The sequence below is a fragment of the Exiguobacterium sp. PFWT01 genome (assembly GCF_018255795.1).
In the GTDB taxonomy this organism is placed as follows: domain Bacteria; phylum Bacillota; class Bacilli; order Exiguobacteriales; family Exiguobacteriaceae; genus Exiguobacterium.
The window spans coordinates 1,526,096-1,537,404 of record NZ_CP073755.1 but is presented as its reverse complement, the minus strand read 5'-3'; the positions used below and the strand labels follow the sequence as shown (position 1 = coordinate 1,537,404).

At 46.9% G+C, this 11,309-nt stretch carries 12 protein-coding genes; 9 read left to right on the top strand and 3 right to left on the bottom strand.

The window, feature by feature from the left end; translation table 11 throughout:
• The first annotated feature begins 17 nt into the window (after window positions 1-17).
• Together fumC and KD909_RS07945 are read left to right on the top strand one after the other, a co-directional pair.
• The gene (gene fumC, locus KD909_RS07950; protein ID WP_159562227.1) at window positions 18-1,418 is read left to right on the top strand and encodes a class II fumarate hydratase; all 1,401 of its coding nucleotides are present in this window, start codon (window positions 18-20) and stop codon (window positions 1,416-1,418) included.
• A 168-nt stretch (window positions 1,419-1,586) separates the two neighbouring features.
• Window positions 1,587-3,077, top strand: coding sequence for a GGDEF domain-containing protein (locus tag KD909_RS07945; RefSeq protein WP_012726192.1), 1,491 nt, complete (start codon window positions 1,587-1,589; stop codon window positions 3,075-3,077).
• 10 nt (window positions 3,078-3,087) lie between these two features.
• On the opposite strand, the gene KD909_RS07940 is transcribed toward KD909_RS07945, so the two are convergent.
• Window positions 3,088-3,576: a dihydrofolate reductase gene (locus KD909_RS07940; RefSeq protein ID WP_211781272.1), complete on the bottom strand. Its 489-nt coding sequence runs from the start codon at window positions 3,574-3,576 to the stop codon at window positions 3,088-3,090.
• Window positions 3,573-4,367, bottom strand: coding sequence for a thymidylate synthase (locus tag KD909_RS07935; RefSeq protein WP_211781271.1), 795 nt, complete (start codon window positions 4,365-4,367; stop codon window positions 3,573-3,575). The genes KD909_RS07940 and KD909_RS07935 overlap by 4 nt, the downstream gene beginning before the upstream one ends.
• Window positions 4,368-4,545: 178 nt before the next feature.
• On the opposite strand from KD909_RS07935, the gene KD909_RS07930 reads away from it, so the two are divergent.
• The 3 genes from KD909_RS07930 to KD909_RS07920 all read left to right on the top strand — a co-directional run bounded on the left by KD909_RS07930 (window position 4,546) and on the right by KD909_RS07920 (window position 7,020).
• Entirely contained in the window at window positions 4,546-5,070 is a 525-nt protein-coding gene (locus tag KD909_RS07930) for a type 1 glutamine amidotransferase domain-containing protein (RefSeq protein ID WP_074037100.1), read from the top strand.
• A 26-nt stretch (window positions 5,071-5,096) separates the two neighbouring features.
• Entirely contained in the window at window positions 5,097-5,831 is a 735-nt protein-coding gene (locus KD909_RS07925; protein WP_012726196.1) for a Bax inhibitor-1/YccA family protein, read from the top strand.
• 79 nt (window positions 5,832-5,910) lie between these two features.
• Window positions 5,911-7,020, top strand: coding sequence for an NAD(P)/FAD-dependent oxidoreductase (locus KD909_RS07920; protein ID WP_211781270.1), 1,110 nt, complete (start codon window positions 5,911-5,913; stop codon window positions 7,018-7,020).
• A 38-nt stretch (window positions 7,021-7,058) separates the two neighbouring features.
• Here the strand turns inward: KD909_RS07920 and KD909_RS07915 are convergent, their stop codons facing one another.
• The gene (locus KD909_RS07915; RefSeq protein WP_211781269.1) at window positions 7,059-7,622 is read right to left on the bottom strand and encodes a TetR/AcrR family transcriptional regulator; all 564 of its coding nucleotides are present in this window, start codon (window positions 7,620-7,622) and stop codon (window positions 7,059-7,061) included.
• Between the two features lie 121 nt (window positions 7,623-7,743).
• On the opposite strand from KD909_RS07915, the gene KD909_RS07910 reads away from it, so the two are divergent.
• From KD909_RS07910 to KD909_RS07895, 4 genes are all read left to right on the top strand, one after another.
• Window positions 7,744-8,616, top strand: coding sequence for an ABC transporter ATP-binding protein (locus KD909_RS07910; protein WP_211781268.1), 873 nt, complete (start codon window positions 7,744-7,746; stop codon window positions 8,614-8,616).
• 1 nt (window position 8,617) lies between these two features.
• The gene (locus tag KD909_RS07905) at window positions 8,618-9,412 is read left to right on the top strand and encodes an ABC transporter permease subunit (RefSeq protein ID WP_211781267.1); all 795 of its coding nucleotides are present in this window, start codon (window positions 8,618-8,620) and stop codon (window positions 9,410-9,412) included.
• 65 nt (window positions 9,413-9,477) lie between these two features.
• On the top strand, window positions 9,478-10,290 hold the full coding sequence (locus tag KD909_RS07900) for an aldo/keto reductase (RefSeq protein WP_078146830.1): 813 nt from the start codon (window positions 9,478-9,480) through the stop codon (window positions 10,288-10,290).
• Between the two features lie 116 nt (window positions 10,291-10,406).
• Window positions 10,407-11,159 carry a tryptophan-rich sensory protein gene (locus KD909_RS07895; protein WP_211781266.1) on the top strand — a complete coding sequence of 251 codons (753 nt, stop codon included), beginning with the start codon at window positions 10,407-10,409 and terminating at the stop codon, window positions 11,157-11,159.
• The last annotated feature ends 150 nt before the right edge of the window (window positions 11,160-11,309 follow it).

Sequence of the window (11,309 nt, the reverse complement as noted above, 5' to 3'; positions counted from 1 at the left end):
TAGAGGGGGAATTATACATGGATTATCGGATCGAACGGGACACAATGGGGGAAATTAAAGTTCCAGCTACGGCGAAATGGGGAGCACAAACGCAGCGTAGTCTCGAAAACTTTAAAATTGGAGCGGAGAAGATGCCGCTTGAAATCGTATACGCATTTGCCATTTTGAAAAAAGGTGCAGCTTTAGCAAACGCTGAACTCGGTGTACTCGAGGAAGAAAAAGCAGCAATCATCGCAGAGGTGGCAGATGAGATTTTAGCAGGTCAGCATGACGCGGAATTCCCGCTTGTCGTCTGGCAGACAGGGTCGGGCACGCAGTCAAACATGAACGTCAACGAAGTCATAGCACATCTTGCGAATGAAAAGTTACAGGCTCGTGGAGCATCTATCACGATTCATCCGAATGATGACGTCAACAAATCGCAAAGCTCGAACGATACGTATCCGACCGCGATGCACATCGCCGCCATCCTTTCCGTACAAGATGATGTCCTTCCAGCAATCGACTCGCTTTATCAAACCCTTTCACAAAAAGCGGAGGCGTTTATGGATATCGTCAAAATTGGTCGGACGCACCTTCAAGACGCGACGCCGGTCACACTCGGTCAAGAAATCAGTGGGTGGGTCCGGATGCTTGAATTGTCAAAACAGATGATCGAGCGCACGATTGAACCACTCACGGAGCTTGCACTTGGAGGAACGGCTGTGGGAACAGGGATCAACGCACACCCTGAGTTCGGTGAAGTTGTAGCGAAGAAAATCTCAGAAGAGACGGGAAAACCGTTTGTAACAGCCGTCAACAAGTTCCACGCCCTCACGAGTCACGATCAACTCGTCTTCACGCATGGTGCATTAAAAGCCTTAGCGATGGACGCGATGAAGATTGCGAACGATGTGCGTTGGTTGGCTTCTGGACCACGTGCAGGAATCGGAGAAATCACCATTCCGGAGAACGAACCAGGAAGTTCAATCATGCCGGGTAAAGTTAACCCGACTCAAAGTGAGGCGCTCACGATGGTTGCCGCACAAGTACTCGGAAATGATGCGACAATCGGGTTCGGGGCGAGTCAAGGGAACTTTGAATTGAACGTCTTCAAACCAGTCATTATGTATAATTTTCTACAGACTTGTCGTCTATTGACGGACAGCTTACATTCGTTCAATGATCATTGTGCTGTCGGAATCGAACCAAATCATGAAGTGATCTCACATAATGTGGAACAGTCACTCATGCTCGTTACAGCACTTAACCCGCATATCGGATACGAGAATGCGGCAAAAATTGCGAAATTGGCACATAAAAACGGTACTTCTTTGAAAGAAGCAGCCTTAGAAACTGGTTTATTAACAGAAGAACAATTTGATCAATGGATTCGTCCGGAGGAAATGACGTCACCGAATTTAAAAGTGAAAAAATAACACAAAGCGGTCGCAAGACCGCTTTTAGTATGTCTTTTTTAGGGCGTAGGTCCTAGTGATATGTAAAACAATAGAAAATAAATAAGGAAATAGTTGTATTTCATCCTGAGAAGTCGCATAATCGAAACATAAGAGAATTCGGGGAGTACGAACATAGGGGGGACAGGAATGGAGCAAGGTCAACTCACTGAGCGTATACATATGATTTTGAAAAAGATATCGGAGTCGAGACAAATTCCAAAAAGCGATATCGAGTTTCTACTCGATTGGATGAAGAAGGAAGTTCGGCAACGACGGTTGATGCATTTGTTAGAAATCTTTAGTCGTGTCGAGTCTGACGCGAAGGAGTTGCCAAGCGTCCTTACACAAGCGGAAGCTTTGACCTTGATCTCTCCTGTGAAACGTTATATCCATACCGTCTTGGGGATTGAACAAGAGGACGAAGATCTCGTCCTTATCTTATCCGCAAGCTTTTCCACGTTTAGTCGTTACAAGTCGCGCGTTGAAAAGCTCGGGGCACGTCCGGTTTTTTTGCAGACCCTTGAAGAAGCCGTGGAATACGATTATGAGGATGTGCCAAAAGCCATCATCATGGACGTTGAATTATGGCCACAATTTAAAGAGCGAGATATCCAATCGTTCGTTAGCAAGATGAGAAAGCTCTACGTTCCCCTCATTGTCATCGGAACGAATGAACACTATCGTCTTGCTGCCTATTCATATGGATTCGACGATTATTGGGAATCGTGGGTGCCGATGGAGGAACGATTGGTGCGTCTGGGGCTACATATTGAAAAATCCCGTCTCGTATCAAAAGCGTTACTCGTTGATGAATTAACGGGTGCTTTCAACCGTAAGTATTTAAAGGCGACCTTTTCTCGGTTTATCTCAAGATTGGAGCGTTCTGGTGAGAGTTTTGCCGTTGCACTGCTCGATATCGATCACTTTAAACAATTGAACGATACGTTCGGTCACTCGTATGGGGATGACGTACTTCATCGTGTTTCTGAAGAAATCCGTCATGCCATTCGCTCTAGTGATGAGCTCATCCGATACGGAGGCGAAGAATTTTTGATCCTCTTAAACGTTTCAGACCGTGCGATCGTCGAATCGGTACTTGAGCGAGTCAGAACTCGCATCGAAGAGATGGAGTTTCCATACGATCATCAGGTGACGGTGTCGATTGGATACACCCGAGTCTGCCAGACTGGCTATACACTTGGAGAGTGGTGTGCCTACGCAGATGAGGCGCTGTATAAGGCGAAACGAGATGGTCGAAATCGTGTCGTCCGATACACTTCTGCTGTTCGTGAGGAGAAGCGAATCGCCTATGTGACGATGTCTGCCAATACCTATACATCGCTCGCTGATCGACTCCCGAAAGAGCACCGCCGATATGAAGTCGTCTACCGTCCTTACGAGGCGTATTCTTGTAATGACAATATCGAGATGTTCGTCTTGGATGATGCGCGTGCGCAAGAAGCGAGAGGGACGTTGTCTGCTGTGAAAGAGCAACGAGGCAAATACAGCCACATCCTTGCTGTATCGAAACGAACGGCGTCTGAACTCGAGGCGATCTATGACGATTATGCGGACGGAGGACAGGACGAAGTCATCACGAGAAAAATTGAACAGTGGCTGGAAAAATTGCCAGACTAAAAAACAGACATCATGATGCGATGTCTGTTTTGTCGTATTGTTTGAATGAAAAGGCATATGCATGTGTTTCATCTTGCGGGTGTTCGATCGTACTCGTAACGGACCATTCCCCGGTCTGTTCGGGATAATACGTATCGGCCTCGAACGATGCAGCGACTTCCGTTGCATAGATCCGGCTCGTCATCGACATCGTCTGTTCATATAACGTGGCCCCACCGATGACAAACCATTCTTCATGTTGACTCATTTCGACGAGACGGTCTAAATCATGCCACACTTCGACTTGATCGGCTGAAAAGGAAACATCAGATGTGACGACGATGTTGCGTCGGTTCGGCAACGCTTTACCGATGGATTCGAACGTTTTTCTTCCCATGACGACCGTCCCGCCAGTCGTGATGGCCTTGAAATGTTTCAAGTCATCTGGTAAGCGCCATAATAAATCATTGTCTTTTCCGATTTCGCGATTCTGCCCATATGCGACGACGTGTGAAATCATACGCTCACTTCTCCTTTAATATGTGGATGTGGGTCATAACCGAGAATTTCAAAGTCTTCAAAACGGAATGATTCGATTGAAGATACGTCACGGACAATCTTGAGTTGGGGTAACGGACGCGGGTCACGCGACAGTTGAAGCTCCACTTGCTCGAGATGGTTGTGGTAGATGTGTGCATCACCAAGGGTATGGACAAAGTCACCGACTTCGAGTCCGGTCACGTGTGCGACCATATGCGTCAAAAGTGCATACGATGCGATGTTGAATGGAACACCTAAAAAGGTGTCGGCGCTTCGTTGATATAACTGGCACGAGAGCTTCCCGTCAGCGACATAGAATTGGAAAAGTAAATGACACGGCGGCAGGGCCATCTCATCGAGTTGTCCAGGATTCCATGCCGAGACGATCAACCGTCTCGAATCAGGATTCGTCTTGATTTGTTCAATCACTTGAGCCAGTTGATCGACGGACGAACCGTCCGGGCGTGGGAAAGAACGCCACTGTGAACCGTATACTGGACCAAGATTGCCTTCTTCGTCTGCCCATTCGTTCCAAATACGGACCCCGTTTTCTTGAAGATATCGGACGTTCGTCTCACCTGAGATGAACCATAATAGTTCGTGAATGATGGAACGAATATGTAATTTCTTCGTCGTGATGAGGGGGAACCCTTCTTGCAGATTGAAACGCATTTGGTAACCAAATACACTCGTTGTCCCGGTCCCGGTCCGGTCTTCTTTTACGACACCATGGTCGAGGATGTGTCGACATAAGTCATGATATTGTTTCATACGTTATGTTCCTCCTTCTCAATCTCCTACCACTAAAGGTATCAATTGTAGGGAGGAAACACAAGATATAGTGGTGAGAATCATCCATAATCAATATCCTGGAAAAACAATCATGATTCTTCGTTTTCGTGACTGTCGCTTTCGGGTATAATGGGGAATGAACAAAAGGAGGGGTTTGATGAAATTACAAGGGAAGAAAGTCCTTCAACTTGTCAGTAATGACTTCGAGGATTTAGAGCTTTGGTACCCGGTGCATCGCCTTCGTGAAGAGGGGGCGCACGTGATCCTCGCTGGGGAGAAGGCCGATCACGCATATATCGGTAAATACGGTGTGCCAGCAAAATCTGACGTGGCATTTGATGATGTGGACATCACATCGTTCGATGCGATTCTCGTGCCAGGCGGATGGTCACCTGACTTATTGCGCCGTTTCGATTCGGTGAAAGGATTCGTCCGTTATATGGATGAACAAAAACGACCAATCGGTCAAATCTGTCACGCCGGTTGGGTGTTGATTTCTGCGAACATTTTAGACGGGGTGAACGTGACGAGTACGCCGGGAATTAAAGATGACATGGAAAATGCGGGAGCGATTTGGCATGATGAGCCGGTCGTCGTCGACGGACATATCGTCTCAAGTCGTCGTCCGCCAGACTTACCAGATTATATGCGTGCGTTCATCGACGTGTTCGCAAAACAGTAACTGAACCATAAAGGAGCTATTCAACGTTGAACTTAAAATCGAATCCATTACTTCGTAAATCAATGCAGTCCACAGCTTACAGTGCCGAACCGATGACGAAAGCAGGTACATGGTCTAAAGTGTTCACCTTGCTTTTACTCGTGACAGCGGCAGCCGGTACGACATGGCTTGTCGTCCCGACAATCGGAGAAGGGCTCTTGTTCCCGCTCATGATCGGGTCACTCATCCTCGGCTTTATCTTTGCTTTGCTCATCACGTTTAAACCGAATACAGCACCGGTCGTCGCACCACTATACGGCATTATCGAAGGTGTCTTCGTCGGTTCGATTTCGTATTTCTTCGAAGCGATGGTCCCTGGTATTGTGGGACGCGCCGTACTGACGACGTTTGTCGTCGCCTTTGCGATGTGGTTTGTCTATACGACAGGGCTTGTCAAAGTGACACAGAAGTTTAAAGCCGGTGTTATGGCAGCCATGTTCACAGTCATGTTGTTATATCTCGTGCAACTCGTGATGAGTTTGTTCGGTTCAGGCTTGGCATTCATGACCGGTTCAAGCCCACTTGCGATCGGTGTTCAATTCGTGATTGTCATCGTCGCTTCACTCGCTCTCGTCTTGGATTTTGACTTCATTGCAAGTCAAGTCGAAGCTCGGGCACCAAAACAGTTGGAATGGGTCGCGGCATTCGGATTAATCGTCACGCTCGTCTGGTTGTATATTGAGTTGTTAGATTTACTTTATCGTCTAGCGATGAGAGAATAAGAATCAATCATCGATCCGTTGGGTCGATGATTTTTTTACGAAAGGATGTGTCCATCTGTCTGCACAAGACAGATTTATGATGAAGAAGATAGTGATTATCGGGTCAGGGATCGTCGGTGTCTCGGCTGCCTATCATTTAGCTGGTAAAGCGGATGTGACGGTCATTGACCGAAAAGAAGAAGGAAGAGCAACGGATGCGGCGGCTGGAATCGTATGTCCGTGGATTGCGCAGCGACGCAATAAAGCTTGGTATGCACTGGCAAAAGGTGGAGCTAGCTATTATCCTAAAGTCGTCAAAGAGCTGGAGGCTGAAGGGGAGACGGACACCGGATACAAACGTGTCGGGACGCTTGCGCTCCATGAAGAAACAAAGCTCGACCAGATGATGGAGCGAACTTTGCTTCGTCGAGAAGAAGCGCCAGAAATCGGTGAACTCGAACGACTGACTGCTGAAGAGGCACAACATCGTTTCCCACCGTTATCCGATGAATACGATGCACTCTTCGTGACAGGAGGGGCTAGAGTCGACGGCGGTCGCTTTCGCGCTGCACTTGAGAGAGTCGCTATCAAGCGTGGCGTCAAGTTTGTCAACGGTTCAGCACGGTTGACGAGCGGAGATGAGATTGGTGTGGAGTGTGACGGAGTGAGATATGAAGCGGATGAAATCATCCTTGCGACGGGTGCTTGGTTACCGGAACTGTTACAGCCTCTTGGATATACCGTACGAGTCGAAGGGGAAAAGGCCCAGCTCGTCCACGTCCAGTTGAAAGACACAGACGCATCAGACTGGCCGGTCGTCATGCCGCCACGACGACGCTATTTACTCGGATTTGACGACGGAAAAGTGGTCATCGGTTCGACACATGAAAAAGGGAAAGCATTTGACGTTCGTCCGACTGCAATCGGTGTACATGAAGTACTGACTAAAGGTTTGGAGTCGGCACCTGGACTTGCTGAAGCAGAACTCGTTGAGACGAAGGTCGGCTTCCGTCCGGTCACACCAAATTCAATTCCCGTTCTCGGGAGGGTGCCTGGGGCAGAAAAATTGTTAGTCGCGAACGGTCTGGGCTCATCCGGCTTGACGGTCGGCCCATTCATCGGAAAAGTGTTGAGTGACCTCGTTCTGACAGGTGACGCAGAAGTGGATCTATCGCTCTATCCGATTGAGGACTTTATCTATCAAACGTAAAGAAAGGTGACTGTCTCAAGCAAGCAGACAGTCACCTTTTAGCGTTTCATGACCCCATTCAAAAAGAAATGAAAGTAGACGTCCATCGTCTCCTTCATATCCCCGATTGAAAACTGAGGATCGGATAGGATGGCCAGTTGCATGAATTGTACATAGCGTAAATAAGAAGAAGTGGATAACGTCGAATCGATTGAACCTTGGGCCTTCCCGTATTCGATCAACTGGGCGAAAGCAGTATATCCCCGAGTTGCAAGCTGTTCCCAGTTCGGGTCTTGTTGAATCATTGCTGTGATGGTCTCGTCAAAGAGAACCGCCGTCTGGATTTTTCGTTTTAGGATTTCGACGAGTAACGCATCGAAGGGAGCGTTCGACTCAATCGCCTGTTCCATCCAACTCATCTGCTCTTCTGTCATTTGCTTTAAGATTTCCACGATGACCTGGTCTTTTGAACCGAAGTAATTATAGATGGATACGGGGGAGACATGCGCTCGTTTCGCTAGTTCACTGATTGTAAATCGGGATTGCTTCTCTGTCATCAAGTCAAAAGCGGCACGTAAGATCGCTTGTTGTTTTTCTTCGGTGCGTTTCGCAAATCCATCCATTGATCGAAGCGCTCCTTTCTCTAGTTTTGTAATCAATATACCATTTCCATTTCAAAAAGGAACGTGATATACTAGTTTTGTAATGATATTGTTCGGATATTACAAAAAAGGAGAGGTCGAGATGATTCGGATTCAGCGATTGACGAAACGATTTGATGATACACATGGCATTTTTGATGTATCCCTTCAAGTGACACCAGGGACAATCTTCGGATTCATCGGACCGAACGGCGCTGGAAAATCGACGACGATTCGACATTTGATGGGTCTTTTGAAGCCGAGTGAAGGCAAGGCGACCATCAACGGATTCGACTGTTGGCAGGAGACGGAGCAAGTGAAACGGAGCGTCGGCTATTTGCCAGGAGAAATCAATTATCCCCAGAACATGACGGGAGAAGAAATCATTCGATTGACGCGCCATTTGCACAAAACGAATTCGGATCGTGAACGGCAATTACGTGAACGGTTTTCATTCGATGAGGCGACGAAAGTACGGAAGATGTCAAAAGGGATGAAGCAAAAACTCGCCATCATCACCTGTTTCATGAAAGATGTGCCCGTCTATATATTGGATGAACCGACGAGCGGATTAGACCCGCTCATGCAAGAGCGTCTAATCGATTGGTTAATTGAAGAAAAGCAATCTGGGAAAGCGATTCTCATGAGTTCTCACCATTTCCCTGAGATGGAACGGACGTGCGACCGTGCCGCGTTGATTAAAGATGGACGCATCATCATCGAAGAGGACATGGAACAATTACGACAACATAGCGTTAAACGGTATCGAGTCGAATTTTCTACGGAAGCGGAAGCCGTTCGATTCGCGGCCGATTCTGGTGAACGGGACGGCATGCATGTTGAGGTCACCATCTCGACACCGATAGAGCTGAACCACCTCATCCGAACATTGGCGGAGTTTCAGGTTCAATCAATGACAAGTGGCACAGACGAGCTCGAACATTTATTCATGCAGTATTACGGGGAGGCGACATGACATGTTAATTCGCTCCATGTTGAAACAGAATCGCAGTTGGATTCTAGGATATTCAGTCGGGACTAGCATATATCTCTTTTTCTTAGCCGCAATCTTCCCATCTATTCAAGAAACAGGATTGATTGAGGCAAAATTAGAGTCGTTGCCACCTGAACTTCTCGATGTCTTCCAAATCGATGCGTCGATGGCGATGGACAACGTTCTTAATCTATTGTCGAGTAACTATTATGGCTTGATTTTCTACGTCCTCGCAGTTTTATTCGCATTGACTTTCGCCTCGAAACTGTTGGCTAAACCGATCGATTCTGGAGAAATCATACTGTATATGGCGGCACCGATTTCTCGGGTCACGTATGTGATGTCAAGCTTTGTTGTGTTGATTGTGGCAGTCGGACTATTTGTCGGTCTGAATGGATTGAGTTTAATGGCAGCGGACCTTCTGTTCGATTTACAAATCGACTATGCGGTTCTGTGGATGCTTCAATTGAATGGGGCGCTCATGTTGCTCGTCCTAGGCGTAGCCGCTTATGTGATTGCGAGTCTGTGCGATGATAGTAATAAATCCTATATGGTGACGGGTGGAATCTTCACGTTCTTTCTCATGGTGAATATCATCCAAGGAGTGAGCGATCAATTCGATTGGATGTCAAACCTCTCATTCTTCTCTCTCTTTGACGCCGGTGCCATCATGCGTGAGGAATATTGGGGAATCCATTTCATCTGGTTACTCGCTCTCCTGACCATCTTTTCAGCACTCTCGTTCATCCGATTCACCCGAAAAGATTTGACGATTTAGTTTTCCGAAATAAATTCTCGGGTATGATACAATCAGCTCGTTAGAATGAAAAGGGGATGAATGAGATGCTTTACGCAACATTACGAAATAAGGTCGAAATTCCGATGATCGGCTTTGGTGTCTGGAAGGTCGATAATGAAACCGAGGCACCAGCTGCTGTCGTTGAAGCCATCAAAACAGGCTATCGTCACATCGATACGGCTGCAATCTATAAAAATGAAGAGGGCGTTGCGAAGGGAATTCATCTCTCGGGTGTAGATCGCTCTGAATTGTTCATCACGTCGAAGATTTGGAATGATGACATTCGTGAAGGCAAAACGAAAGAGGCATTCGAAGACTCGTTAAAACGACTCCAGACAGATTATTTGGACCTTTGTCTGTTGCATTGGCCGGTAGATGGGTTCGTCGATGCGTGGAAAGATCTCATCGATTTATATGAAGCCGGAAAAATCAAAGCAATCGGTGTATCCAACTTTAAAGAACACCACTTAGAAACATTGAAAGAAGCCGGTCTGATGGCGCCACTCATCAATCAAGTTGAACTTCATCCACAACTCCCGCAACCGGATTTGTTGGATTACTGTCAAGATGAAGGGATTCAGATCGAGGCGTGGAGCCCACTCATGCAAGGTAAGTTTTTGGACATCCCTGCCTTTTCTGAGATTGCAGAAAAACATGGGAAGACGCCGGCACAGATAGTTCTCCGTTGGCATCTTGAGTCTGGTCATGTCGCGTTACCGAAATCGGTGACACCACATCGAATCCGTGAGAACTTTGATGTATTCGACTTCTCACTCGATGCGGACGATTTGGCGAAAATCGATCAAGTGGCGACAGGGGAACGTCTCGGACCAGATCCAGACGAAATCGACTTTTAATTGAGAAGGGGTTCGCATATGCGAGCCCCTTTATACGTGTAGAGTCACATGGATGCGGGTATTGAATATTATGTTACAAAAGGAGGTGTTTGATCTTCATTTAGAAGATCGTGCTTATGGACTTATCAAAATGGCCGATTGTAAACTGGGTTGCTTTTTTAGCGACCGTCGTCATCAACTATTTCGCGAGCGGCGACAACGCGGCGGTTTCGGACCGCATCGATATCTACTTTAAGCCGGCAGGGTACGCTTTCTCGATTTGGGGTGTCATCTATGTCGCGTTACTCGTCTGGTTGGTGCTCCAGTTGAAGAAAGGTACGACGGCGAATCGTCAAGCCGAGCGGATGAAAGCCGGATTTTTAGTCTCTTGCGTGCTGAATGGTTTATGGCTATTGGCATTCACGAACGAATGGTTTGTCGTCTCACTGATCATCATGGTGTTGTTCCTGGCTACGCTGTGCTGGTTGTATTATATCGCTTTTCGGACGTCTACGAGCTGGCTCGATCGGTTCCCGTTCTCCATCTACATCGGCTGGGTATCAGTCGCGACCATCGTCAACACGTTCGTTGTGATGAAGACGGAACAGATCACGTCGCTGTTAGGTCTTGATGAACTCGCCTGGACCTCACTTATGCTGATGGTCGGTGTGATTCTTGCCCTTCTCTTTATGTGGTGGCATCATGATTTCATCTATCCACTCGTATTCGTCTGGGCGTATATCGGAATCTTTGCGAGAATCGAAGAAGGCACACTCTATGTTGTGATTGTCAGCGCCCTCGCATTGCTTGCGATTGGGTATATTGGTTTGATTTTGTGGAAACGTCCGAAATCGTTTTTACATCATCCACGTAAAACAGTAGAACAATAATCAAGAAAAGGGTATCTTCAGGATATCCTTTTTTATGTTCTGAAGAACCTATAAATAAATAATATTTATGGATATTTATTCTTTATCGAACATAACTAAAAACGATAAATCCATTGATAACAGTCATGTATACGCTTTCAATATGATCCA